This window comes from Flavobacterium sp. FlaQc-57 (genome assembly GCF_044007395.1).
Taxonomy (GTDB): Bacteria; Bacteroidota; Bacteroidia; order Flavobacteriales; family Flavobacteriaceae; genus Flavobacterium.
The window spans coordinates 626,625-652,629 of record NZ_JBIPDA010000001.1 but is presented as its reverse complement, the minus strand read 5'-3'; the positions used below and the strand labels follow the sequence as shown (position 1 = coordinate 652,629).

Here is a 26,005-nt window from a genome sequence, read left to right as displayed (position 1 = left end):
TTTATGAATTTATTATATGGTTGTGGTAGGTTTTAAAATCGATAGTTACAAAGTAAATTGTTATTAAAAACGATACACATAAATAACTTAAAATTATATAATTACTCATAGAAAAAGCATGATTTAGACCAAACCAATCTCCATAATACATTATAATCCCAATTGCAATTAAAAGGCGGAAACCTTCCCAAAAAATGGCATATTTGCTTTTGTCCATTAATTCTGAATAGCTGTAAATTGTTATCAGAATAAAGAAACCGTAAATAAAGATATTTGGTAAGCCAATCTTAGCAATATTATCAAACAAATAGGTCACAAACAAAAGTGTAATAAGCACTTGCGCGACGGACCAATAAATTAGTTTTTGAGAATTTTGGGTCCCGTATTTATTAAAATTGAAAACATTTTCGATTTTGTTTACAGGGTATTTTTCTTCAAAATTTTCCGGTCGCCATCCGGTTGGTTTAAACCAAATTGTAAGTTTGTCTTTCCAGTTGTTAGCTCTCCAGGCATCTTTAATTAATAAACTCAGATGCTGAAAGTTAATCTTGATAGGGTTCCATGTATTTGCTGGTCTGGTTATGCCAAAAACTGGTGGAACATCTTCTAATTCAGCTTGGAAAGTACCGAAAAGTTTATCCCAAAAAATAAATATTTGGGAATGATTTTTATCTAAATATTCGGGATTAATGGCATGATGAACACGATGGTGCGACGGAGTGACCAAAACATGTTCCAGAACTCCCATTTTTTTAATGTGCTTAGTATGATACCAAAATTGCAAGAACAAGTGTAAAGGCAGAGTTATAGCAATTACCGAAGCCGGAACGCCCAATAATGCTGCAGGAATTAATAGAAAAGTAAACAAATTAACTAAGCTTGCAATTGGCTGTCGTAAAGCACAGGCCAGGTTAAACTCTTCGCTACTGTGATGAATAGCATGTTTGTTCCAAAGAAAGTTGATTTGATGCGCCCAGCGATGGCTCCAATAACCATAAAAATCAATTACAAAAAAAGCGATCAAGTAGGAGAGAATGTTAGCTTCTAAATGAAAAACTGCAATTTTAGATACCATCCATTCATACGAAATGAAAGTCAGACTCAATCCTAAAACGTCCTTTACAGAATTCGTAATTCCTGAGCTAATACTCGATATGCTATCAATCAAGGGCGCAGTATCGTTTTTGGTATAGATGCCGTATATTTTTTCGATTATAATTAATACTAAAAAAATAGGAGTGGCGATGATTAGTATTTTTCCATATTCTTCCATAAAAAAAACATTCTATTTTATTCAAATATAGAATAAAATAGAATGTTTTTTAAATTATTTGCAATTAAACAATTTCGGCGCTTAGTCCAGCTTCCAAAAGTTGTGTACATTGAGGTTTTAACTTATCCATTGGCCCTGTTTTTACAGTGCATTTTCCATTGTAATGTACAATTAAGGAACATTGTTCAGCTTGCTCAGGCGTGTGACTGCAAACACGCATTAAAGTATCAATTACGTGATCAAAAGTGTTTACATCGTCGTTGTAAACAATGATTTCGTTATTGAAACTTGTCGCTTCCTTTTCGCGAACTCTTTCTCTTACTTTTTCTTTAGTACTCATTTTCTTTTAGGTTTTTGTACTGTTGTAATTACTACTATCTAATTTACGTATTTTAATGAAACCCAGTTGTTTCTTTGAAATTTTTTAACATAAGTTAAACCTTTTTCTGTGCAAGAAGCATCAATAAAAGGAATATCTTCTTCGTAGAAACCGCTAAATAATATAATTCCACCTTTATTTAAACAATCAACGTAAGCCTGCATATCGTTCAACAAAATATTTCTGTTGATATTAGCGATAATCAAATCATAATTTTTACCTGCTAATAATGCTGCGTCGCCTTCGTAAACGGTAATATGTTTGCAATTATTGCGTTCAGCATTTTCGATTGAATTTAAATAACACCAATTATCAATATCGATGGCATCAATAGGTTCAGCACCTTTCATTTCAGCCAAAATTGCCAAAATTGCAGTTCCGCAGCCCATATCTAAAGTTTTTAAACCTTTAACGTCCATTTCAAGTAAATGCTGAATCATCATGTGTGTTGTTTCATGGTGACCTGTTCCAAAACTCATTTTTGGTTCGATAACAATATCAAATTCGGCATCTGTTTTTGGATGAAAAGGAGCGCGAACGTGGCATTTTCCGTCAACATCAATTGCTTCAAAATTCTTTTCCCATTCCTCGTTCCAGTTTACCTGATCGATTTCTTCAACGGTATACTGAATTTTAAATTCTTCAGATTCTAAAATATAAATGTCATCAAGAATATTCTCATCCCACAAATCTTTTTTCACATAAGCCGAAATTCCGTTTTCAGTTTCTGTAAAAGTCTCAAACGCTTTTTCGCCTAATTCTGCAATTAAAATTTCTGAACCTGGTTCTTTCGGTTCAATCGTAAAATGGTATCCTAAATATATGTTTGACATAAAAAAAATTTTTGGCAAAGGTAAGAATAGAAAGTAGAAGTTGTTCATAAATAATCCATATCCTTACCTATATTAATGTTAATTTTGAATGTAAATTGTAAGGATTTTTTGAATATGAAGAATATTGTTTTTGTTTTGCTCTTTGTTGTATTAAGTTCAGGGAGTTGTGAGAAAGAGCACGAAGTTATAAGATCGTTTTGTTATTGGAAAACTGATTTGAATTTTGAGAAAGAAGATGATTCTTTAATCAGGAATTTGAATGTACAACATATGTACGTTCGTTTTTTTGATGTCGATTGGAATCCATATGCAAAAGAACCTTTGCCAGTTGCGACAATACGTGATATTAGATTGAATGAAAGTAATCCCGAAATTACGCCAAGTATTTTTATTACCAATGAAGTTGTTTTACAGGCCAATAAAAAACAATTAGACAGTTTAGCGGTTAGAATTGCAAAAAGAGTTCAGCAAATTGGTGTGAATATAAATGAAACCAAAGCGGATAAAATTGCCAATGCAATCGTGTACCCAAAAGATTATTACAAACAGGAAAATTATAAACGGATCAATTATGATTCTGTAAAGGCAATTGAACTGGCGAAATTAAAAGTTGATTTTAAAGAGATTCTGATTGATTGCGATTGGACAGAAAAATCGAAGAACAGTTACTTTTATTTATTGCAGCAAATCAAAAAAGGATTTTCAACAGCCCAAGTTTCTGCTACAATTAGGCTTTGGCAATATAAATACGCTTCAAAAGCAGGGATTCCGCCAGTCGATAAAGGTTTGTTAATGTGTTATAATTTGACAAAACCGGAAGATTTTAGTACCAAAAATTCCATTGGAACCAGCGAAGAATTGGCACAATATATAACACACGATCAATATAAACTAAAATTAGATATTGCATTGCCATTATACAGTTGGGCAGTTGTTTTTAGAGGAAACAAGTTTAAAGGAATTTTATCAGATTATGACCAGTTGCGGAATGATACGATCAAATTAAAGAAATCGTCAGATAGTAAATATGTTTTGCAAGACGATATTTTGGTTGGACAAACGTATCTGCGAAATGGAGATGAAATAAGGATTGAAAAAATTTCAGAGGATGAACTCGAAAAAATGATTTCGATAATAAAAAGCAAAATTAAGATTGATAATCAAACCAAAGTGACGTTTTTCTCTTTTGATAAAAAATACATCAACGATTATGGAACCGAAAATATATCCAACTATTATGCGCGTTTTTAGCAGTTTACTATTAGTTTTAAGTGTTCAGATTTCTTTTGCCTGCGGTTGGAGTGTTTCGCCTGAAACCAGCCGATTGGCTTTGTTTAAAGCACAAAGAGAAGGCTTCTTTAAATTGACGCCGTTTTATTACTCGGCAGATTATTACTATTCGACCAATACTATTTCCGGAGTCGATCAGGAATTGAATTGTTTAGAATGGAAGAAAAAATTAGGAAATCTAATCGACCCGAAAGATGTTCATACTATTTTGTACGAAACAGATTCAGAACAATTTGAAAATGCATATGAATCTAAATCATTAAAAAAGGTATTTGATAAAAACACTTTTATAGAAGCGTTACTATTGTCAAAAAATAAAGCTTTTTTAAACTACATTTTGTTTGCTAAAAAGCTGGAATATAATAGTAATACGGATGTGAAATGGGAATCTTGGGGACAAGTTGGTTATGGCAGTAAAGATCATAAAATGGCGGATTTAGATGATTTCGAGAAGAAAATCAAATTGACTAAAGATGCTTTCCTGAAACAACGTTATGCATTTTTAATTTTGAGATACAGTTTTTATGCTCAGGATAAAAATGAAGTGATTCGTTTGTATGATACTTATTTTACTGAAAATAAAAACACCATATTAGAACCTTGGGCTTTGTACTATAAGGCTTTATGTGTTGATAATTTTCCTTTACAAAACTATTTATTAAGTAAAGTTTTTGCTTCATGCGAAGAAAAAGCGTTTGCTGTTTTGCAACATTATAATTGGAAATTAACATCAGAAACTTTGGCTTTAGCCCAAAATGACGAAGAAAGAAGTGTGATTTTATCTATTGAAAGTTTCCGAAATCCCGCGCCGGATCTAAAAACGATTGAAGAAGTTTATAAACTAAGTCCGAACAGTATTAATTTGAGTTTTTTGATAGGAAGAGAAATCAATAAACTTGAAGATTGGATTTTTACCCCTCAATATACCAACAACGGCAGTCCATCTATTGTGTTTGATGGTGTAAGTTGGTACGATGATTATGCGAAAGCCAAAGAGGAAAATTTCAATAAAGACATCCTGCATTTAAGAGCGTTAGAATACTTTTTAATTTCGATTCGCGAACAAACTTCAGGCGATCAAAAGGATTATATTACTGCGGCAATTGCGCAGCTTTGTTTTATAGATGATGATATTGAGTCAGGAAAAAAGTATACTGCTATGATTTCTGATAAAGCCAATGCATCGATTCAAATGCAAAAGAATATTCAATTAGCTTTGGTGTCTTTAAAGCAGGATGATTTGAAAAGTGAGAAAGTGCAAAACCAACTTTTTAAATATTTTGATTCAGTTGAAAATTTAGTCGAAACTGATTTTGGACTGTTTAAAAATTTATATAGTTTGTATCGAATTGCCAGCGCAGATTTTGCAAAACAAGGTGATCGCGTTACGTCAGGATTATTAATGATGAAATCTGACCAAAAAAATGAAGGCGAATATTCCGTTTACAACAATCCTTATTTTTACAGTTATATCGGTTATTTTGACCGAACTGCAACGGTAGAAGATGTGGATCGTTTGATGGCTTTACAGCAAAAAGAAGACAAAACACCTTTTGAAAAATATATTTGCTCCGGAACAATAGCGCCGAACATCAATTATTATAAAGATCTGAAAGGTACAATTGCTTTTAGAAATAATAATTTAGAATTGGCTTATGAAACCTTCGCAAGTATGCCAAAAGATTTCTGGGAGAAGAATTATTCATTTGCCGATTATTTGAATGAAAATCCGATTACGCCTAAAATCCTGCAAAAAGATAAAGAACGCAAGTTTGACTATCGTTTTAACAAAGCTGATTTTATTGCGAAACTAATTCAGTTAAAGAAACAAAATACAGCATCGAGTAATTTGCAATTGGCGCACGCTTATTTTAATGTCTCGTATTTAGGAAATTCCTGGATGATGGTTGCGTACGATTGGACATCAGGAGAATCTTATGTCGATTATGTTTATGGAGACAATTCTGAGAACGAAAAAGCATATCAAAAGGGCAATTATTATGGTTTAACAATGGCGAGAATGTATTATGAGAAAGCATTGAAAATGTCCAAAAATAATAATGAAAAAGCCTTAGCCAGTCTAATGATTTTTGAATGCAATTATTACAATCATTATGCTAATATAGTTTCGACTGAAGAAGAAGAAAAGAATCCGTTTAAAGCAGGGCAGGAGTTAATGAATTTTTATTCACTTTATAAAACAACACCAACTTTTAAAAAGTACAATTGCCCGTTATTGGAAGCATTTATAAACTAATTTTTTTCACCATATAATTATTTAAAGTTTTTGCTCAAAGTCTGGCTTCAGTTCTCTTATATAAATTATATGGTTTAAATTAAAGACACAAAAAAAGCGTTCGGTTTACGAACGCTTTTATTATTCAGTAGATTTTAAAATCTTTTAATCTATTTTCTAGATAGCAGTAACAATTGCTAAAAAGTCATCTGCTTTTAAAGCAGCTCCTCCAATTAAACCACCGTCTACGTCTGGTTTACCAAAGATCTCTTTAGCGTTATCTGGTTTTACAGAACCACCGTATAAAATAGAAACTTCGTCAGCAATTTCAGCTCCAAAAGCTTTACGAACAACTTCTCTAATGAATTCGTGCATTTCTTGCGCTTGTTCCGGTGAAGCAGTTTCTCCAGTTCCAATTGCCCAAACTGGTTCGTAAGCTAAAACAATTTTAGACCAAGATTCTTTTGCAATATGAAATAAACCATCACGCAATTGATTCTCAACAATATTGAAATGATTTCCTGATTGACGATCTTTTAATTCTTCTCCAAAACAGAAAATTACTGTCATGTCATGTTTCAATGCAGTATCTACTTTATTAGCGATTAAAGCATCAGTTTCATGAAAAATAGCTCTACGCTCAGAGTGACCAAGAATTACAGTATTTACACCAATGCTAGTCAACATATCTGCAGAAATCTCTCCAGTAAAAGCACCACCTTCAGCTTGGTGAACATTTTGTGCAGAAACCGCAATAGTTGTGTTGTTTAATTTAGCAACAGCCGCTTGTAAGTTTACAAATGTTGGAGCTACAATTACTTGAGCAGTAGTTTGAGCTGGTATTTTAGCAATTAATTCGTTTAATAGTTCTTCAGTTTGTTCTGCGTTTTTATGCATTTTCCAGTTTCCTGCAACAATCTTTTTTCTCATTTTGGTAGTTTTTATTATTCTTTTTTTTGTTTTTTATTCTTGTATTAATTTGAAGCTTGTTTAGGCATTAAATTTTATTTCAGGCTTTTTAATGTTTCATTAATTTTGTCAAAGTCTGTTTCAATGGCACGGTACAATACAATTTTGCCTGTTTTGTCAACGATAATATATCTCGGAATCCAATCTAAATCAATTGTTTTTCCAAAAACACCTTTCATTCCGTCGTTCATCATAAAGTGATCGCCTTTTAATTCGTGTTTTTCAATTCCGGCTTTCCATTTGTCAGCTGTTTTATCAGCCGAAATAAATAAGTAAGATACATCAGGATTGTTTGCTTGTAAATCTTTTACTTTTGGCATCGCTTTTACACAATCACCACACCAGGAAGCCCAAACTTCAATAACCAAAGTTTTACCTTTGTATTTTTTTAAAATGTTTTTAAATGCAACTTGACTTCCATCTGTTGCTAATAATTTTTCAGACAAGGCCTCTTTAGAAAAAGCGGTTTTTTGAGCTTGTGAACATGAAAAAGTAATAAATGCAATAACGACTAGGGCTAACTGTTTCATAAGTAGATACTATTTGCTTTTAAAATGAATTATGGTATCGCTTTTCTTCATTCTTTCATATGATTTAGAATAATAGCGATTTCATATAATTATGATTCCGAACAAAGTTAAACAAACAAATTGAATGAGAAATCATCATTAACAAAATTTGAAGAGACCTTTATTTTATCACAAAAGTTGAATTTTAGGTTAGAAAAAGCCGAATGAAATCGTAATAGTTGGCTTGAAAAATCAGTATTTTGAACCTTGAATTTTGAAAGGCGAAAAAAATGATCTGTTTTTGTTGTTTAAGAAGTGATTTTAAAAGCAAAAAAACGTCAGATTTAGATAAAAAAGGCTTCAATAAATTCATAGGATTTAGAATTTATTGAAGCCTTTGTAGATGCTTTTTGCGAATTGTTAATTCAGATCATAATTGCCGTTTGCCCATTTTTTACTTGGAACAATCCATTCATCTGAAGCTTTATACAAAAAACCATGTTTTAGATTGGTATTCAGTTCGATTTGTTTAAAATGATTTATTTTAAGTTTCGAGGTTTCTTTTCGTTTGATAGCGTCAACGCCATAAACATCTGATTTTTCGTAAATCGTTAAAATGTTTCCACAGAAATTAATATCTGGAATTTCCTGAATATCGCTATCTCTAAAACATCCAATAAAAACAAAATTCACATCAGGATTCGCTAAATAAGTCGATACATATTGAGCAATATAACCGCCTTTTGATGTGCCAATTACGGTTATTTTATTTGGAGAAACTCCATCTTTAATCAGTTTTTTAATTTGCTTAACAATCTTTTCAGCATATTTTGCTGCGTTGGTGTTTTTGCTTCTTTTTTCGCTGAAAACTATAAAATTATCTTTTCTGTAAGAATCTAAAATCTCATTGTATTCCGCTTTGCCATATTCAGGATGCGCGACACTCAGATCGTTTTGTTCGACAAAAGCATTGTGTAGAAAAAAGATATAGCGCTGTTCTTTATTTGGCGTTTTTGATTGGCTAAAACCAATAAAGCTACAGAAAATTGTAAGTAAAAAAGTAAATAAGAATTTAGGAGATTGTTTCATGGATAAAGTTGTTTTTGGGAATAGTTGAAACAAATATATAAAACAAATTCTCTAATTTAATATTTTTCTTACGAAGTAATGTTGACTAAAAAAATAACGCCAATTCCACTAAATTAATAGCAAAATTGGCGTCTTTATAATTATATCGATTCGATATTTTTACAATTTCAAATCTGTAATATCATTATAATGCACTTTCTGAACTACAGTTCCGTTTTGTAAAACAACAATACTTGGATTAGATCTCTCGATAGTTTTTAAAGGAATTGCGTCGCAGAAATAAAAGTCAATATCTAAACCGTATTGTTTTTTAGCTTTTGCAATTTCATCAGCTCCAGAAGCCGTCATTGCAATTACTTTATAACCTTTTGCTTTAGCATCTTTAGTTAAACTTTCAAGTTTTTTCATTCCATCAGGATTAGATAAAGCAAGATCGTAAGTAACATAAAGCAATAACTTTGGTTCCTTCAATAATTCCTCTTTATAATCAGAATCATCTTTCATCATTGTAAAATCATGAATTGGCGGTACATAACCTTCTGTAATTACTTTGTCTTTTCGGTCAACAAAAGTCGCTCCTTCAGGAATATTCGCTAAATCTTTTTCGGTAAATTCTTTGTCAACACCGTTTACTTTGTAGATAAAAATCATTTCAACTACAGATTTTGGAGCGCCTTCCGGAATTTCCATTCCTTTCTCGATGTTTGTCCCTACTTTAAACGGACGGAAATCTTTTATCGGATTGTGGTTCAATACCCAAACTGCCATAAAAATGCATAAAATAACACTTGCATAAGTAATGATATTGGTAACAGGTGTTGAAAATAATGGTTTCACTAATTTTTTATTGATGAATAAAATCAGGATAAAGAAAAGTAAAACAATATCTTTTGTGAATGATTGCCAAGGTGTTAAGTGTAATGCATCTCCAAAACATCCACAATCTTTTACCACATCAAAATAAGCAGAGTAGAAGGTAAGGAAAGTAAAGAAAACGATCAGCAATAACAAAGCCCAAATGGTAAGTTTTGATTTATATCCAACCAATAACATTACGCCCAGAACTACTTCTAAAATCACTAAAAATATCGCTAATCCTAAAGCTAATGGCTCTAGAAACGGCATATTGAAAACGGGTTCGCTAAAATATTCAGCTAATTTATAAGAGAAACCAACCGGGTCGTTTAATTTTATTAATCCTGAAATGATAAATAATACGCCGACAAATAATCGGGAGAATTGAGTAATGATGTTTTTCATTTTTAAAATTTGGGTTTTAATTTGAAATTTATTGTTTTGGTGTAAGCGGATCTAAAATCAAAGCAAAAACAGAATAATTAATCATATCCTGATAATTGGCATCGATACCTTCAGAAACTAGAGTTTTACCTTTATTGTCTTCGATTTGCTTTACACGAAGTATTTTTTGTAGAATAAGATCTGTTAAGGAGCTTACACGCATGTCACGCCAAGCCTCGCCATAATCATGGTTTTTGGCTTCCATTAACTCTTTTGTTAATTTAATTTTAGCATCGTACAACGCAGTTGCTTTTTCAACGTCAAGATCAGGTTGGTCTGCAACTCCTAGTTCTAATTGAATTAAAGCCATGATCGAATAATTGATGATTCCGATGAATTCTCCTTTTTCATCTTCATCAACTTTACGGATTTCGTTTTCCTGTAAACTTCTAATTCTTTGTGCTTTTATGAAAATTTGGTCAGTTAGTGACGGAAGTCTTAAAATTCTCCATGCGCTGCCGTAATCTTTCATTTTATTGATAAATAAGGCTCTGCAAACCGTTATTACATTATCAAATTCAAGGGAAGTATTCTTCATTTATTGCTGTATATTTGCTTAAATTTTTCCAAAAATAAGGATAAATTTTGAAAGGTGTTTCAAGTTTCAAGTTTAAAGTTTCAGGTTGAAGCAGATTGTGCAAGCTCTGTAAACTTGAAACGTGAAACAAGAAAAACCTGAAACCTCAAACAAATAAAACTTGAAACAAAATGTTGATTAACTGCAAGGGCGAACTTATTGATTTATCAGTTCCTAAAGTAATGGGAATTCTGAATGTAACTCCGAATTCTTTTTTTGATGGAGGGAAATATAAAAATGAAGAAGAGATTATCTCTCAAGTCGATAAAATGTTAGTTGATGGCGCAACGTTTATAGATCTTGGAGCATATTCAAGCAAACCAAGTGCCGAGTTTGTATCTGAACAAGAAGAAATTGACCGTATTGTTCCTGCAATAGAATTAATTCTAAAGCATTTTCCTGAAACATTATTATCGATTGATACTTTTAGAGCCGAAGTTGCAAAAGCAAGTATAGAAAGTGGTGCAGCAATTATAAATGATATTGCAGCGGGAGAATTAGACGATAAAATGTTTGATGTGATTGCAAAATACAATGTTCCATATATTATGATGCACATGCGCGGAAATCCGCAGACAATGCAGCGTTTAACGCAATATGAAGATATTGTAAAAGAGATAATGTTCTATTTTTCTGAAAAAGTAAATAAAGCAAGAAGTTTAGGAATAAACGATTTGATCTTAGATCCAGGTTTCGGATTCGCCAAAACAACCAATCAGAATTATGAAGTAATGCAAAAAATGGAGCTTTTTAATCTTTTAGAGTTACCAGTTTTAGCAGGAATTTCCAGAAAATCTATGATTTATAAAACGCTTGATATTACACCACAAGAAGCTTTAAACGGAACAACGTTTCTAAATACAATTGCGTTAATGAAAGGCGCAAAAATCCTACGTGTTCACGATGTGAAAGAAGCGGTGGAGTGTGTTACTTTGTTTGAGAAAATGAGTGTATAATCTACCTTTTTTAAAATTTGATATTGAATGAAAAATAAAAAATACTTTGTTTGCTTTATTTGTTTTTTAGTTAATTTAAGCTTTGCGCAGGCCCCGTTGCCACCGCCACCGCCAAAGAAAAATACTAAAGCTAAAGATTTAATATACGGAGATCCCTCTAAAACGGATAATAAGAAAGATGAAAAAAGCACAGCAAAAGTAAAAGAAGTCAAAAGCTCTGCTAAAGCATACAAAGAGGATACTCAAAAAAGTGTCCAAAATTTTAATGTACCAATTACTGAATCAACAAATCCAGGTTCGATTTATTATTACAAAAATGTAGAAACTCTACTTCAGAAGTTAGATACAACAGCAATAACCAATACGCAAATAATAAGTTTGACCAAATATAAAATTCATTCCAATGCAATAAGACCTGCTTCCTTAGATAGTTTGGCCCGTAAAGCATATAAATTGAATGAAGACAAAAACTATAATGAAGCAATTGTTACTTCTAAACAAATCCTAAAACAAAGTCCAAATAATATCAGCGGGTACAAAGAATTAGCTTATGCCTACAAGCGTCTTGGAAATGAAGAATTATCCAATCGTTATTTTGAAATGATGGTAAAAATAATTACTTCAATATTTCAGTATGGCGAGGGAAGTCGAAAATCGCCTTATATTTTGAATAATTTTTTTGAAGGAATATCTATCTACGAAGCAAAATTTGGTTGTTATCCAAACAAAGTAACATTGATTCTTACAAAAGAAAAAAAACTTTTAGGTGGTTATGATTGTTATCATATAATGCGTTTTTCAAATTTAACACATTGGTTGCCGTTATTAAAAAAGGATGATTATAAAATTGAAGAATAATACAATTTTAAAAAAATAATAAAAATGAAATACTTTACCCTAATTATCGCTTTTTTTCTTTTTTCATGTGAAGAAAAAAAAGACGTTTTACTTCCAAAATCCAACGTTACAATTGTAAAAGACGTTCAAGATCATTCACCAATTTACATCTTTTTTAAAACAAAAGGAAAAGACACAATCGCCGATGTTAACAGAAAAAACAGCATTATCTCTACCAATTGGATTTTCAATATCGATAAGCGTTTACCATTAAAATTAGTAATTCCGGAAGTAATGAAACTTCAGGAAAAAAAGAGAGCTGAGAAAGCTCACAAAAACGAAAAAGCCGAAAATTATTATTCTTACGCCGATTCTATCGGAAAGAATATGGCCTTTTTACCTTTTACGAAAGTGTATTATAAAATGGAAATTGCTAATAATAGAAGTCAGCTTTATTTTAAAAAGAATGGAATGATAAAATACAGCGGCAGAAAGACATATGATTTTCCTAAAAGTAATTTAAAGCAATTTTTGGATAGTTTAGTTATCAATCCAAAAGCAGAAATTACATTTTCCTACGATAAAAATATGCGTTTTGAAGATTATATTCAATGCAAAATTCTGGTAAAAACTATAATAGATAAAAAGATTCCGTTTGTTTTTATAAATGAAGAAGAGGATTATATCTATTGAGATTCTCTAACCTGAAACAAAGAAAACCTGAAACAAAAATCTTATTGATGATGATAAGGTTCATTCCTTAAAATAGTAAATCCTCTATACAATTGTTCGATAAAAAACAAACGAACCATTTGATGTGAAAACGTCATTAGCGAAAGTGAGATTTTACTTTGCGCTTTGCTGTAAACCGTATCTGAGAATCCATAAGGACCACCAATAACGAAAACTAAGGTTTTGATTCCGGAATTCATTTTCTTTTGTAACTCTTCAGAGAAACCTACGCTTGAGAAGTTTTTTCCGTTTTCATCCAATAAAATCAATTGATCGGTTGGCGTTAATTTTGACAGAATCAATTCACCTTCTTTTTCTTTTTGCTGACTTTCAGATAAGTTCTTTACGTTTTTGATATCCGGAATAATTTCCAAATCAAATTTGATATAAAACGACAAACGTTTGGTATAATCGTCAATCAAAGTCTGAAGCGATTTATTATCTGTTTTGCCAATGGCGATAAGTTTGATATTCATTGGTTAAGTTTTTTTGTCACGAGTTTAATTTTGATTTTTTGCCACAGATTAAAAGGATTAGAAAGGATTTTTTTTAGTTCACGTTCAATAATCTGCGAGAATTCTTTTAATCGTGGCAGAATAGAATACTATTTTTTATTCTCGAAAACAGTTTCAAAATGTTCTACAATAGGAAACGGTTCGTAATAATGATGCAGCATCTTTTTCCACTCTAAATAAGCTTCAGATGCTCTAAAGCCAATTGTATGATCTTCGAGCGTATTCCAATTAACCAACAAAAGATATTTGTTTTCGACTTCGAGACATTTCTCTAAACGATGCCCTAAATATCCATCAATGGATGCAATGTATTGACTTGCTTTCGCAAAATCATCCTCAAATTGCGTTGCTAAATTTGGTTTTACATAAAGAAAAGCAGCTTCTAGAATCATAATTATATTTTTTTTTCACGCAGATTTTACAGATTTAAGCAGATTTTATTTTTTAATATTTAAATAAAAAAATCTGCGTTCATCGGCTAAAATCTGTTTAAATCTGCGTGCAATTTAGCAACGATTAATTAGAAAATTTATCTTCAAAAGTTTTAAATCTTGCATCTAAATCCTTCACTAATTGTTTTTTAACCGATGCATCCTGAATAAAACTATAATTGATGCTGTTGTAAACATATTGTTTTATTGTGGCGTACGAAACATCAGGATATCTTTTGGCTAACAGGACATATTGTTCTGTCATATTCGTTCTTAAAATTCCGGCATCATCTGTACTAATTACGATTGGAACATTAAATTCTTTGTAAAGTGTAAAAGGATGTCTGTTTTCTTTTACTTTCAAAATGAATTCGTTGCTTGTTAAATTGATCTCAATCGGAATGTTATTTTTAGACATATATTTCAATAAATCGTATGAGTTTGCTTCGTAAGCAATGTCAACTCCGTGACCAATTCTGTTGGCTCCGGCAACATAAATTGCATCATTAATATGCCAGGTTAAATCTTCTGGCTGAACCAATCCTAAAGTTAATTCACCCGCATGAAGCGTATATTTTACATCTGGAAATTTTGAATGACAATATTTAAACATCACCATATGCAGCCAATAATCTTTCATCGAATTTTCGCCATGTTCAGGAGAAACAATGTTTACGCCCGCAACTAATTTACTGTCGTTTGCAGAGATGAAAGCAATTGACAGGTTCTTGAACAAATCAACGGGATCCATAAAACGAAGCACGAAGTTTTGATAACGCATTGTAAAACGTTCGTCATCAATTTTTAAGTCTTTATGCAATTTTGCGATGAAGTTATTATTGAAATCTGCAGCGTATTTTTTAGCATCTTTTTGTTGAAGTGATTTATACAATTCGTCTAAAAGTTTCAAAACTGCTTTTTCATCTTTTTGAGACGCTGCCTGACGCAATTTTGAATTGAAATCAGTTAAATCAGAAACATTCATATCGCACGGAATCGTTGATAATTGCGTTTCGATGTAACTTACATTTTCGGCAATGGCGCGTTTTTTTAATTCGAGCATTCCTTCTGCAAAATGACCTTTGATAGTAGGTTCGAATTTCATAAACGAGTCAAAAAACAAATCATCTGACGGAACTGAAACTCCATTATAATCCTTAGCTGACCAGGTTTGCATTATTTGTTGTTCGTAAAAAGCCAATTTTCCTTCATTTTTAAGAGAGGAGAAAGTTTGCCAATTTCCTTTAGCAGGTTTAGTTTTAGAAACTTCCATCGTTTCTATATTCAGATAAAAATCTTCGGCAATAGCTCTTTCTAAAAGAGGTTCTGCATAAATTGATCCTGAAAAATGATGGTGTAAATCGCCACCTTTAGGCATTTGCTGAAAGAAAGCTGTTAAGAGAGCTTCGTTATTTCTGATTTTTTCTAAATAGGTTCCGGCTTGTTGAGAAAAGCCAATTTGCGCTATAAAAAAACAGAAAAGTGTAATTATCCTCGTCATACTCTAAGTTTAAATTACATGCAAATGTAAGAGTTTTGAAGGAGATTTAAAAACTTTGTTTTTTAAGGGCAAAGTTACAAAGGAACAAAGGTTCAAAGTTCGAGAGAAATGAGAAATATAAAAAATTAAAAAAGAAGCACAAAATGCGTCTTCAATATAAAACCTCTGAACCTTTGTTCCTTTGTAACTTTAAACCTTATGAAAAAAGCACATCACGAATGTCGGCCGTTTTATCAAAAACACTTTTAGCAAATGGACAAAGCGGAATAATTTTTAAATTATTAGTTCTCGCATATTCGACAGCGGCCATAACTAGTTTTTTACCAACGCCTTTTCCGTTAAAATCTGGACTTACTTCAGTATGATCAATAATAAATTTAGAATCTCCAGCCCAGGTGTACGTCATTTTTCCAGCTTCTTTTCCGTCTTCTACAGCTTCAAAATAGCCTCTTCTTGTATCGTTTGTTTGTTGAATATCCATGGTGAATTATATTAATGTGGTTTTAATTTCTATTGAATGTGTAAGTACTTTATGAATAGGACAGCTATTCGCAATTGTTTCTAATCGTTGTCTTTGAGTTTGATCTACTTCGCCAATAATTTCTATTTTTCGGGTAAATAATGAAACGTTTTGATTAGAATCTCTTTCGAAGTCAACTTTTATGTTGATTTCAGAAACATCCCATTTTTTACGATTAATGTACATTCTTAAAGTAATTAAAGTACAGGAAGCTAATGATGAAGCCAAAAGCTCAGACGGACTAAAACCTAAATTTTTCCCGCCAACTTCTTGTGGTTCATCTGCAATTACAATGTTACCGCTTGCTGATGTTATTTCTGTTCGATACAAACGTGTATCTATTTTTGCTGATATTGTTTCCATATGTTATTTTATTCTTGGTTCAGGTAAGGGAACAAATTCAGTTTCGCCTGGAACTTTAGGGAAAGTTTGTTCAGTCCAGTCTTTTTTGGCTTTTTCGAGTAGGTTTTTATCTGAGGAAACAAAATTCCAAAAGATAAAATGTTCTTCAGGAAATGGTGTTCCTCCAAAAATGTAAACCGTAGAATTTTCGGCTAATTCGAACTCACACAAAATACTGTCGTTTGTAATTAAAATTTGCTTCGGATCATAAATGTGTTCTCCGCTTTTGATGCTTCCCTCTAAAATATACAAACCGCTTTCGCCAAATAAATGGCTGCCAATGTTTATTTTTTTTGCTTCAGTGCTTTTAATTTCAATAAAATATAACGGACTGTAAACCGGAACAGGTGATTTTTTCCCGAAGGCTTCTCCGGCAATTAATTTGTATGAAACTCCATCTTCTTCCCAAGCCAGAATATCATCAGCTTCAACGTGCGTAAAGTTCGGGTCCATTTGCTCTAATTCTTTCGGCAAAGCCACCCAAATTTGCAACCCATGAAGCATTTTGTCTGAATGTCTTAAATATTCAGGCGTTCTTTCAGAATGTACGATTCCTTTTCCGGCTGTCATCCAGTTTACGGCGCCAGGTTTTATTTCCAATTCGGTTCCTAGACTATCACGGTGCATAATGCTTCCTTCGAACAAAAAAGTCAAAGTCGAAAGTCCGATATGCGGATGTGGAGGAACATCCATATTTTCATGATCACTTAAATTTGCTGGTCCCATATGATCGATAAATACAAATGGTCCAACAGCTCTTTTTTCACGGAAAGGCAATAAACGCCCTACCATAAAATTGCCAATATTGGCAGCGCGTTCTTCGATAATTAAACTGATATTTGACATGTTCTTCGTTTTAGTTGAAAACAAAATTACAGTTGTAGTGTTAATCTGTAACTTAATTTAGATTAAGAAAATTTGTTTTTGGATTTATAAAAGTAAGGAAAATAGATGATTGATCAAATGTATATTTGATATAGTAATCTGCACCTTGTCATTTCGACGAAGGAGAAATCTTCGGTAGAAACTCTACAAAGATTGGGTTTTCGTTACGGAGCTACTCGCAGAGATTTCTCCTTCGTCGAAATGACAAACAGCAAGGTTATACTCTGATAATTTGTGAAATTTGCTTTTAATTAATAAGTTCAAATTCCAAAACTTCACTTTCAGTTCCATTTATAATAATCGAAAGTTGATGTATTCCGGTATGAAAAACACGCGTTGTAATGATTTTAAAAGACTGATTTCTGTCCACCTTAATTAATTGATCCGGCTGGTAAACTTTCTCACTGATTTTAAAGACTTTTTTCGCCAAATGCCCTTTTGCTTTTTTGTAATGAACCGCATATTCTAAACGAATCGTTTTTGGCTCTTCATTTTTATTATTTATATGAAATTGGAATTGAAGATAATCTCCAATTTTTACAACTGGCGTTTTGATTGCAAATGACGAAAGTTCAATATTGGTGCTTTCTAAACCATAATGGCTCAGGATTTCAGGGTGACCTTGTTTTAATAAAGTTCGGCAGCCATGTTTTATGATTCCGTCTGTTTCTTTGCTGTGACCTTTCCATGAATTAGCGATTTTAAGCACAATTTCAGGATTGTCTTTTGCAATATCATTTAAACTATTGGCAACGCTTCGGCGGACATATTCTGACGGATCGTTTTTTAGATTTTCTAAAATAGGGAGAATAGAAGCAGGGTCTTTTTTTAGAAACGGAATTGCCATTGCCCACGGTAATCTGGAGCGGCTTCCTTCGCTTGATAATCGTCGTACATGATGATTATCATGCAAAGACCATTTTTTCATTTCTTCGATCATTTTTTCCTGATATTTTAAAATGAATGGTCGAACAGCAAATTCGCAACTTATAAATTGAGTAATTGATACAAAGGCTTTTGTCGAAGTTTTAAAATCATTTAAACCATACATTCCGATGTAATCAGCAAAAAATATGAAAGCCAGATTTCCATCTGTAAATTTATTTTTTTTCAGATTATTGATGATTTTATCAATTAACGTAACTGCTTCGGGGAAATTTTCAGGCATAAATTGATGAAGCATAATGGTTGTGTGTTTCATGCGGTCTTTCCATTCCTTTTGAGCAAAATCGCCTTCATAAATAGTATCAATGAACTTTTGTTTGTCGAAAGTTGGATGTACTTCGGCTACAGCCTGAGCAAATTTTTGGTAAAAAGTAACCGAATAAATATCTTTAATTAAACCCATGATTTTATTTGAATGAATCTCAAAGATATTTAATGTTTTGAATTTTAGATGTAGATTTTGCGTAAAAAGTTTAATACATAAAATCAAAGGATTTATTGGCTAAGTTCTGGGGATTTTAAGAAATTTAGATTTTAGGACATAATAAACTAGTGTAGATTTAGGATGCAAAACAATTTTTTTGATTAATTAGAAAAGGGCAGTGATTTTTAATACTTTTCTTCCTAATATAATTATATATTTTGATGTTTTTGACTTTTAAAATCATTCTGAAACTTTCAAATCCACAAAATATGTCCTACTTTAGCATCTCATAAAACTTAATAAAAATGATTAGCGAAGCACAATTTCAAGCCGAATTACAATTATTAATCAGTAATGCAATTCGCGAAGATGTAGGCACAGGTGATTACAGCTCATTGGCTTGTATTCCAGAAACAGCGCACGGACAAGCTAAATTATTGGTAAAAGGTCAGGGAATTATTGCTGGTGTTGCATTGGCCAAAATGATTTTTGAGTATGTTGACCCAAAATTAAAGATCAGAACTTTTATCGAAGACGGAACACATGTTGAGTTTGGAGATGTTGTTTTTGAAGTTTCGGGTAGTTCACAATCGATCTTAAAATCTGAAAGAGTAGTTTTGAATACCATGCAACGTATGTCTGCAATTGCATCAAAAACGGATGAATATGTACAACTTTTAGAAGGTACAGGAGCTAAAATTTTAGATACTCGTAAAACGACTCCAAATTTCAGAGTGGCCGAAAAATGGGCCGTTAAAATTGGTGGTGGAGAGAATCATCGTTTTGCATTGTATGATATGGTGATGCTAAAAGACAATCATATTGATTTTGCTGGAGGTATTACGCTTGCGATCAAAAAAACTAAAGAGTATTTGAAAGCTAATAATTTAGATTTAAAGATTATTGTTGAGGCTAGAAATCTGGATGAAATTCGCGAAATTCTTTTAAGCGATGGAGTTCACAGGATTTTGATTGATAATTTTAATTACGAAGATACCAAAACAGCAGTTCAGTTAATTGGCAATAAATGTCAAACAGAATCTTCTGGAAATATCAGCGAAAAAACGCTTCGTGAATATGGGCTTTGCGGTGTAGATTATGTGTCATCTGGAGCTTTAACGCATTCAGTTTATAATATGGATTTGAGTTTGAAAGCTTTTTAATGAAGTTATGAATTTTGAGTTATAAGTTTTGAGTTTTTGTAATCTAAAATCAGAACTCAACAATCTAAAATCTAAAATAATATGTCTCAAGAAATAGAAGATCGGATTGAAAAAGTTCCAGTGGTGCGCTTACTTGCCCGATTTTTAAAGAGAATAAAACTACCTTGGTTAGAAGGTTTTTCGTTGTATGATTTACTGGAAATGTATACCATCGGGATTCTTGAAGGGGCATTTTCGTATCATGCAAGTGCGGTTTCTTTTAGTTTTTTTATGGCTTTATTTCCGTTTGCTTTATTTATTTTAAACTTAATCCCTTTTATTCCGATAGATAATTTTCAGAATGATTTTTTACAGTTTGTGCAACAAAGTGTTCCTCCAAATACCTACGACGCAATTAGTAAAATTATCAGTGATATTTTAAATAATAGTCACTCGGGGTTATTATCGTCAGGATTTTTGCTTTCGATTTTTTTGATGGCCAATGGTATTAACGGAATATTAAGTGGGTTCGAATCTTCAAAACACGTTTTTGACAAACGAGGTTTCTTTAGCCAGTATTTAGTAGCGTTGGCGATTTCGCTTGTAATGACTATTATTTTGTTTGTGACAGTAGCGACAATTGTTGTTTTTGAGGTACTAATTCAAAAAACAATTATTCAGGACGTTCTTAGTGATCGCATTCCGCTGATTATTTTAGGCCGATACTTGTTTGTTATTTTAATGATCCTGATAACATCTTCAATATTACTGCGTTATGGTACAAAGCAGTATAATAAAGTGCCCTTTATTAGCATCGGATCTGTTTTTACAACTATTTTAATTGTTATATCTTCGTTCTTTTTTGGGATTTGGGTTATAAAATTCTCAAAATATAACGAACTTTATGGTTCGATAGGAACATTATTAATTCTAATGTTTTATATTTGGATAAACTGTATGATACTGCTTTTGGGATTTGAACTGAATGCATCTATTAGAAAATTAAAACAAAAAAAAAATAAATAGGTATGAAAAATTGGATGTTAACAATTGGTGTTTTTTTCTTCGCATTAAGTACAATGCAATCTCAAAGTGTTATCGGAAAGTGGAAAACAATTGATGATGAAACGGGTGAAGCAAAATCTGTAGTTGAGGTTTATGAAAAGTCTGGGAAAATTTATGGTAAAATAGTTGAAATTCTTCGTGCCGATCATAAAAAAGATGTTTGTACTAAGTGTGATGGCGCAGAGAAGAATAAACCTATTTTAGGAATGGTTATTATGAACGGTCTAAAAAAAGATGGCTCTGAATATAATGGAGGAACAATTTTAGATCCTACAAATGGTAAGAAATACAAATGTTATATTTCATTAGAATCTTCAGATAAATTGAAACTTCGTGGTTATGTTGGAATTTCTTTAATGGGAAGAACACAATATTGGACACGAGTGAAAAATTAATTTCATAAAATAAAAATGCAAAAATTAGCATCGATAATTTTTTTCTTAGCAATACTATCAAATAGTTTTGGACAATCTAAGAATTCGCCATTACAAATTAGTCATCTTACAGGTGACTTTTATGTTTATAAGACGTTTCATGATTATAAGGGAATATTGATTTCAGCAAATGCAATGTATCTTGTTACTGATAAAGGAGTTGTGTTGTTTGATGCTCCTTGGGATAAAACTCAGTTTCAACTTTTATTAGATAGTATAAAAGCAAAACATAATAAAAGTGTTATAATGTGTTTTGCAACACATTCTCATGAGGATAGAGCTGGTGGTCTGGAGTTTTATGGAAAAAAAGGAATTAAAACTTATACCATAAAATTAACCGATCAGATTTTAAAAAAGAATAATGAAAAAAGAGCCGAATTTGTGATTCCAAATGATACAACATTTAGTGTTGGGAAATATAAATTTGAAGTTTTCTATCCTGGTAAAGGTCATGCACCTGATAATATTGTTGTCTGGTTTGGTAAAGAAAAAATACTTTATGGTGGCTGCTTTATCAAAAGCACAGAAGCAAAAGATCTTGGATATTTAGGTGACGCTGATGTGAAAGAATGGGAGAAATCGATTAAAAAAGTACAGTCAAAATTCAAGAGTCCAAAATATATTATTACTGGTCACGATGATTGGACTGATGTAAAATCGTTAAATCATACTCTAAAATTAGTTCAGGAATTTAATGCGGCGAAAGCTTCAGTAAAAAAATAATCCTCCAAAATCTTATAAAATATTTACATGTTTTTTGTCGAAGTCGTTTTACCTCTTTCCTTAGCGAAAACTTTTACATATGGTATTTCTGAAGCTGAGTTTCATTTCATTAAAAAAGGAATGCGAGTGGCTGTGCCTTTCGGTAAAAGTAAAATATATACAGGGTTGGTTATTGATACTCATCAAAATAAACCAAGTTTGTATGATGCCAAAGAAATTCATCAGATACTAGACGAAAAATCTATTGCAACCGAAATCCAAATTAAACATTGGCTTTGGGTGGCAAACTATTATATGTGTGGTATTGGTGATGTATATCGTGGCGCTTTTCCAAGTGGATTATTGCTGGAAAGTGAAACTATTATTTCGCATAAAATAGATGTTGAGGTAAATCAAAACGAACTTTCTGATGAAGAATTCTTGGTTTACGAAGCATTGCAACACCAAAGTTCTCTCAAAGTTCAGGAGATTATTTCGATATTAAATAAGAAAAATATTTTTCCAATTCTTCAAAAATTAATAGCGAAAGATATTATTGTTTTAGAAGAAGAAATAAAAGAAGGTTATAAACCAAAACTGGTTAGATATGTAAAATTACATACCAAATATGAATCAGATAATGGTCTGGGAGAATTATTAGAAGTTTTAAAAAATGCTAATAAGCAAAAGGAAATTGTTTTAGCTTATTTTCAAATAATGGCTTCTGAAAAGAAACCTATTGCTGTAAAAAAACTGGTTGAGGTTTCAAATTCATCTTCGGCTGTGGTAAAAGCTTTAATTGATAAAGAAATTTTTGAGGAATATCTTTTACAGCAAGATCGAGTATCGTTTACCGGGCAGGCAACAAACAAACAATTGTTGTTGAGTGAAGCTCAGGAAAATGCTTTTTTGTCAATAAAAGATAATTTTTTAGAGAAAGAAGTTTGTTTGCTGCACGGTGTTACTTCTAGTGGAAAAACGGAGATTTATATTAAACTAATCGAAGAATATTTAGCGACAGGAAAACAGGTTTTGTATTTGTTGCCTGAGATTGCTTTAACAACCCAATTGGTATCACGTTTGCGACATCATTTTGGTGATAAAGTGGCAGTTTTTCATTCTAAATACAGTAACAACGAAAGAGTAGAGGTTTGGAAACAGACACTTGAAAATTCAGATAAAGCACAAATAGTAATAGGAGCGAGGTCGGCTTTGTTTTTGCCTTTTAATAATTTAGGTTTATTGATTGTTGATGAAGAGCACGAACAGACTTTTAAGCAAACAGATCCTGCACCAAGATATCATGCACGTGATGCGGCAATAGTTTTGGCTAATTTTCACAATGCAAAAGTACTTTTAGGATCTGCAACTCCAAGTATTGAAACGTATTTTAATACACAAGTCGAAAAATTTGGTTTAGTTTCACTTTCAGAACGTTATAATAATGTTCGAATGCCTGAAGTTGTTTTGGTTGATCTGAAAGACAAGCATTTTAGAAAAAGAATGACGGGGCATTTTAGCGATCTTTTAATCGAAGAAATTGCAGAAGCTTTGTCTTTAGGCGAACAGGTGATTTTATTTCAAAACAGAAGAGGTTATTCGCCAATAATCGAATGTATGACTTGCGGACACGTACCACATTGTCAGCAATGTGATGTGAGTTTGACTTTTCATAAAAATAAAAACCAATTACGTTGTCATTATTGTGGTTATTCAATTGCAAAGCCAACACATTGTCATAGTTGTTCGAGTATAGATTTGACAACAAAAGGATTTGGAACGGAACAAATCGAGCAGGAATTAGGGGCTCTTTTTCCGAAAGCGAAAACCGGCAGAATGGATCAGGATACTACTCGCGGAAAATTTGGTTTTGAAAAGATTATCGATACTTTTAAAAATAGAGAGATTGATATTTTAGTAGGAACACAAATGCTTGCTAAAGGGTTGGATTTTGATAATGTTAGCTTGGTTGGTATTATGAATGCTGATAATATGTTGCATCATCCTGATTTTAGAGCTTTTGAACGTAGTTTTCAAATGATGACTCAGGTTGCAGGAAGAGCCGGAAGATCTGAAAAACAAGGAAAAGTTGTGATTCAAACTTACAATCCAAATCACAATACGATTCAGCAAGTTACAAACCATAATTATATAGGTATGTATAAGGAGCAATTGTATGATCGTATGATATACAAGTATCCTCCTTATTTCAGAATTATAAAACTGACATTAAAGCACCGTGAATTTGAAAAACTAAAAGAGGGTTCAATGTGGTTGTATCAGGTTTTAAGTCAGAATTTGGATATGCCTGTTTTGGGTCCTGAAGAACCTGCTATTAGCAGAATCAGAAATGAGTATATTAGAACTATCCTGATTAAAATTCCGCAAAACCTGCATTTAGCGAATACAAAAAAAACTATTCAGAAAATGCTGAATAGTTTTGAGGCGGTTGCGCAATACAGAGCAATAAAAGTAATTGCCAACGTCGATTTTTATTAAATTACGACGATGTTGACAGTGCTTTTACTAAATCTTCTTTTTTGTTTCGACTAAGCGGAATTTTGGTAATACCAATTTCAGCAAATTTACTATTAAAGCGTTCTACTTTATCAATGTTGATAATATAGGATTTGTGTACACGAATAAATTTGTCTTTTGATAAATCGTTTTCAAAAGATTTCATTGTCGAAAGAACCAAATTGCTGTCATCTTCAGTAACCACTCTTACATAATCTCCAAAAGCTTCAATCCATTTGATTTTAGCGGTGAAAATTTTAAGCTTTTTAAGATTACTTTTAATGAAGATATGTTCACCTTCTTCTTCTTTGACATCTTTTTTAAGCAAATGCATGTCTATTGCTCTTTTTACAGAAGCATTAAAGCGATCTACCGCGATAGGTTTTTGCAAATAATCGGTAGCATCATAATCAAAAGCTTTTAAAGCATATTCAGCTTTAGAAGTGATAAATATAATTTGCGGTTTAGACTTAAGCCCGTCAAGGAAATCGAATCCATTGATAACAGGCATTTCTATATCAAGAAATATTAAATCGATATTATTAAGAGAGATGCAGCTTTTTGCTTCTATCGCATTAGAAAAGTCCCCGATTAAGTGCAAACCTGGGTGATTATTAACTAATTTTGCAATAATTGTCCTCTGTATAGAACTATCATCTACAACAACACAGTTTAGTTTCATAACATTAAAATTTAGAATAAATTCAGGATAGCAGTAGTAAATGTATGTTTTTTTTGTAAAAAAAACTAAGATGAACGTGTATTTTTTGTTATACGACGAATAAAAGTAAAAAAGTGTTGTATATTTAAATTTAATGCTTACTTTTGCACCCAATTTTAACAAATAAATATTGTATTTATGAATCATTATGAAACTGTTTTCATTTTAAATCCCGTTTTATCTGAGGTTCAGGTGAAGGAAACAGTAACGAAATTTGAAGAATTTCTTACTAGTAGAGGAGCTGAAATGGTATCGAAAGAGGATTGGGGTCTGAAAAAAATGGCTTACGAAATCCAGAACAAAAAAAGTGGTTTTTACCACCTATTCGAATTCAAAGTAGCAGGAGAAGTTCTTATTGCTTTTGAAACTGAATTTAGACGTGACGAAAGAGTTATGCGTTTCTTAACTGTAAGTTTAGACAAACATGCTATTTCATGGGCTGAAAGAAGAAGAGCCAAATTAAAATCTACTAAAGCTTAATTATTATGTCTACAATAGAGCAATCTGCAAAAGGAAAAAAAGACGGAGATATCAGATATTTAACGCCTTTAAACATTGAAACTAACAAAACTAAAAAGTACTGTCGTTTCAAAAAATCAGGAATCAAATATATCGATTATAAAGATGCTGATTTCTTATTGAAATTCGTTAATGAGCAAGGAAAAATTCTTCCTCGTCGTTTAACTGGAACTTCATTAAAATACCAAAGAAAAGTTTCTGTAGCTGTAAAAAGAGCTCGTCACTTAGCTTTAATGCCATACGTGGCCGATTTATTAAAATAATTAAAAACTCTAGTCGCTGGTTTCTGTTAAAGCAGAACCT

At 32.0% G+C, this 26,005-nt stretch carries 28 protein-coding genes; 12 read left to right on the top strand and 16 right to left on the bottom strand.

Annotated features, from left to right (window positions below; all coding sequences use genetic code 11):
• Position 1: 1 nt before the first annotated feature.
• From ACHRVZ_RS02735 to prmA, 3 genes are all read right to left on the bottom strand, one after another.
• Positions 2-1,273, bottom strand: coding sequence for a sterol desaturase family protein (locus ACHRVZ_RS02735; RefSeq protein WP_395420652.1), 1,272 nt, complete (start codon positions 1,271-1,273; stop codon positions 2-4).
• Between the two features lie 64 nt (positions 1,274-1,337).
• Positions 1,338-1,613 (bottom strand): ATP-dependent Clp protease adaptor ClpS, encoded by a 276-nt coding sequence (locus ACHRVZ_RS02730; protein ID WP_041517785.1) that lies wholly within the window; start codon positions 1,611-1,613, stop codon positions 1,338-1,340.
• 38 nt (positions 1,614-1,651) lie between these two features.
• Complete coding sequence (gene prmA, locus ACHRVZ_RS02725; RefSeq protein ID WP_395420651.1) at positions 1,652-2,485, bottom strand: 50S ribosomal protein L11 methyltransferase; 834 nt, start codon at positions 2,483-2,485, stop codon at positions 1,652-1,654.
• Positions 2,486-2,599: 114 nt separating this feature from the next.
• On the opposite strand from prmA, the gene ACHRVZ_RS02720 reads away from it, so the two are divergent.
• Positions 2,600-3,736, top strand: coding sequence for a hypothetical protein (locus tag ACHRVZ_RS02720; protein WP_395420650.1), 1,137 nt, complete (start codon positions 2,600-2,602; stop codon positions 3,734-3,736).
• On the top strand, positions 3,696-6,032 hold the full coding sequence (locus ACHRVZ_RS02715; RefSeq protein ID WP_395420649.1) for a hypothetical protein: 2,337 nt from the start codon (positions 3,696-3,698) through the stop codon (positions 6,030-6,032). Before ACHRVZ_RS02720 ends, ACHRVZ_RS02715 begins: the two co-directional genes overlap by 41 nt.
• Before the next feature lie 156 nt (positions 6,033-6,188).
• Here the strand turns inward: ACHRVZ_RS02715 and tpiA are convergent, their stop codons facing one another.
• From tpiA to ACHRVZ_RS02690, 5 genes are all read right to left on the bottom strand, one after another.
• Positions 6,189-6,941, bottom strand: a complete 753-nt coding sequence (gene tpiA / locus ACHRVZ_RS02710; protein ID WP_395420648.1) for a triose-phosphate isomerase — start codon at positions 6,939-6,941, stop codon at positions 6,189-6,191.
• A 74-nt stretch (positions 6,942-7,015) separates the two neighbouring features.
• Positions 7,016-7,510 carry a TlpA family protein disulfide reductase gene (locus ACHRVZ_RS02705; protein WP_395420647.1) on the bottom strand — a complete coding sequence of 165 codons (495 nt, stop codon included), beginning with the start codon at positions 7,508-7,510 and terminating at the stop codon, positions 7,016-7,018.
• A gap of 399 nt (positions 7,511-7,909) precedes the next feature.
• Positions 7,910-8,578 (bottom strand): dienelactone hydrolase family protein, encoded by a 669-nt coding sequence (locus ACHRVZ_RS02700; RefSeq protein ID WP_395420646.1) that lies wholly within the window; start codon positions 8,576-8,578, stop codon positions 7,910-7,912.
• 159 nt (positions 8,579-8,737) lie between these two features.
• Positions 8,738-9,838 (bottom strand): BT_3928 family protein, encoded by a 1,101-nt coding sequence (locus tag ACHRVZ_RS02695; RefSeq protein WP_395420645.1) that lies wholly within the window; start codon positions 9,836-9,838, stop codon positions 8,738-8,740.
• A 28-nt stretch (positions 9,839-9,866) separates the two neighbouring features.
• Positions 9,867-10,415, bottom strand: coding sequence for a DUF1599 domain-containing protein (locus tag ACHRVZ_RS02690; RefSeq protein ID WP_395420644.1), 549 nt, complete (start codon positions 10,413-10,415; stop codon positions 9,867-9,869).
• A 170-nt stretch (positions 10,416-10,585) separates the two neighbouring features.
• Between ACHRVZ_RS02690 and folP the strand changes: the two genes are divergently transcribed.
• The 3 genes from folP to ACHRVZ_RS02675 are packed head-to-tail and all read left to right on the top strand — an operon-like array spanning position 10,586 to position 12,940.
• Positions 10,586-11,410 (top strand): dihydropteroate synthase, encoded by an 825-nt coding sequence (gene folP, locus ACHRVZ_RS02685; protein WP_395420643.1) that lies wholly within the window; start codon positions 10,586-10,588, stop codon positions 11,408-11,410.
• A gap of 27 nt (positions 11,411-11,437) precedes the next feature.
• The gene (locus tag ACHRVZ_RS02680) at positions 11,438-12,268 is read left to right on the top strand and encodes a tetratricopeptide repeat protein (protein ID WP_395420642.1); all 831 of its coding nucleotides are present in this window, start codon (positions 11,438-11,440) and stop codon (positions 12,266-12,268) included.
• A gap of 24 nt (positions 12,269-12,292) precedes the next feature.
• The gene (locus ACHRVZ_RS02675; RefSeq protein ID WP_395420641.1) at positions 12,293-12,940 is read left to right on the top strand and encodes a hypothetical protein; all 648 of its coding nucleotides are present in this window, start codon (positions 12,293-12,295) and stop codon (positions 12,938-12,940) included.
• Between the two features lie 41 nt (positions 12,941-12,981).
• On the opposite strand, the gene rlmH is transcribed toward ACHRVZ_RS02675, so the two are convergent.
• The 7 genes from rlmH to ACHRVZ_RS02640 form a co-directional block, all read right to left on the bottom strand.
• Positions 12,982-13,455 carry a 23S rRNA (pseudouridine(1915)-N(3))-methyltransferase RlmH gene (gene rlmH, locus ACHRVZ_RS02670; RefSeq protein WP_395420640.1) on the bottom strand — a complete coding sequence of 158 codons (474 nt, stop codon included), beginning with the start codon at positions 13,453-13,455 and terminating at the stop codon, positions 12,982-12,984.
• Between the two features lie 128 nt (positions 13,456-13,583).
• Positions 13,584-13,886, bottom strand: coding sequence for an antibiotic biosynthesis monooxygenase family protein (locus ACHRVZ_RS02665; RefSeq protein ID WP_395420639.1), 303 nt, complete (start codon positions 13,884-13,886; stop codon positions 13,584-13,586).
• A 124-nt stretch (positions 13,887-14,010) separates the two neighbouring features.
• Positions 14,011-15,426 carry an adenosine deaminase gene (locus tag ACHRVZ_RS02660; protein WP_395420638.1) on the bottom strand — a complete coding sequence of 472 codons (1,416 nt, stop codon included), beginning with the start codon at positions 15,424-15,426 and terminating at the stop codon, positions 14,011-14,013.
• A gap of 196 nt (positions 15,427-15,622) precedes the next feature.
• Positions 15,623-15,907 (bottom strand): GNAT family N-acetyltransferase, encoded by a 285-nt coding sequence (locus ACHRVZ_RS02655; RefSeq protein WP_395420637.1) that lies wholly within the window; start codon positions 15,905-15,907, stop codon positions 15,623-15,625.
• Between the two features lie 6 nt (positions 15,908-15,913).
• Positions 15,914-16,309: an OsmC family protein gene (locus ACHRVZ_RS02650; protein WP_395420636.1), complete on the bottom strand. Its 396-nt coding sequence runs from the start codon at positions 16,307-16,309 to the stop codon at positions 15,914-15,916.
• A 3-nt stretch (positions 16,310-16,312) separates the two neighbouring features.
• Positions 16,313-17,194, bottom strand: a complete 882-nt coding sequence (locus tag ACHRVZ_RS02645) for a pirin family protein (RefSeq protein WP_395420635.1) — start codon at positions 17,192-17,194, stop codon at positions 16,313-16,315.
• A 286-nt stretch (positions 17,195-17,480) separates the two neighbouring features.
• The gene (locus tag ACHRVZ_RS02640) at positions 17,481-18,581 is read right to left on the bottom strand and encodes a DNA alkylation repair protein (protein ID WP_395420634.1); all 1,101 of its coding nucleotides are present in this window, start codon (positions 18,579-18,581) and stop codon (positions 17,481-17,483) included.
• 326 nt (positions 18,582-18,907) lie between these two features.
• Here ACHRVZ_RS02640 and nadC point away from each other — a divergent pair, with 326 nt between their 5' ends.
• The 5 genes from nadC to priA all read left to right on the top strand — a co-directional run bounded on the left by nadC (position 18,908) and on the right by priA (position 24,444).
• Positions 18,908-19,765 carry a carboxylating nicotinate-nucleotide diphosphorylase gene (gene nadC, locus ACHRVZ_RS02635; RefSeq protein WP_395420633.1) on the top strand — a complete coding sequence of 286 codons (858 nt, stop codon included), beginning with the start codon at positions 18,908-18,910 and terminating at the stop codon, positions 19,763-19,765.
• A gap of 81 nt (positions 19,766-19,846) precedes the next feature.
• On the top strand, positions 19,847-20,770 hold the full coding sequence (locus ACHRVZ_RS02630; RefSeq protein ID WP_395420632.1) for a YihY/virulence factor BrkB family protein: 924 nt from the start codon (positions 19,847-19,849) through the stop codon (positions 20,768-20,770).
• A gap of 2 nt (positions 20,771-20,772) precedes the next feature.
• Positions 20,773-21,204 (top strand): DUF2147 domain-containing protein, encoded by a 432-nt coding sequence (locus ACHRVZ_RS02625; RefSeq protein ID WP_395420631.1) that lies wholly within the window; start codon positions 20,773-20,775, stop codon positions 21,202-21,204.
• Between the two features lie 15 nt (positions 21,205-21,219).
• Positions 21,220-21,966 carry a subclass B1 metallo-beta-lactamase gene (gene bla-B1-FLAV, locus ACHRVZ_RS02620; protein WP_395420630.1) on the top strand — a complete coding sequence of 249 codons (747 nt, stop codon included), beginning with the start codon at positions 21,220-21,222 and terminating at the stop codon, positions 21,964-21,966.
• A 27-nt stretch (positions 21,967-21,993) separates the two neighbouring features.
• On the top strand, positions 21,994-24,444 hold the full coding sequence (gene priA, locus ACHRVZ_RS02615; protein ID WP_395420629.1) for a primosomal protein N': 2,451 nt from the start codon (positions 21,994-21,996) through the stop codon (positions 24,442-24,444).
• A 1-nt stretch (position 24,445) separates the two neighbouring features.
• Here priA and ACHRVZ_RS02610 read toward each other — a convergent pair whose 3' ends face one another.
• Positions 24,446-25,144 carry a LytTR family DNA-binding domain-containing protein gene (locus ACHRVZ_RS02610; RefSeq protein WP_065449575.1) on the bottom strand — a complete coding sequence of 233 codons (699 nt, stop codon included), beginning with the start codon at positions 25,142-25,144 and terminating at the stop codon, positions 24,446-24,448.
• Positions 25,145-25,321: 177 nt separating this feature from the next.
• On the opposite strand from ACHRVZ_RS02610, the gene rpsF reads away from it, so the two are divergent.
• Together rpsF and rpsR are read left to right on the top strand one after the other, a co-directional pair.
• A complete protein-coding gene (gene rpsF / locus ACHRVZ_RS02605) occupies positions 25,322-25,663 on the top strand; it encodes a 30S ribosomal protein S6 (protein ID WP_007810575.1) in 342 nt (113 codons plus the stop codon).
• 5 nt (positions 25,664-25,668) lie between these two features.
• Positions 25,669-25,965 carry a 30S ribosomal protein S18 gene (gene rpsR, locus ACHRVZ_RS02600; protein ID WP_002987043.1) on the top strand — a complete coding sequence of 99 codons (297 nt, stop codon included), beginning with the start codon at positions 25,669-25,671 and terminating at the stop codon, positions 25,963-25,965.
• Positions 25,966-26,005 lie beyond the last annotated feature (40 nt).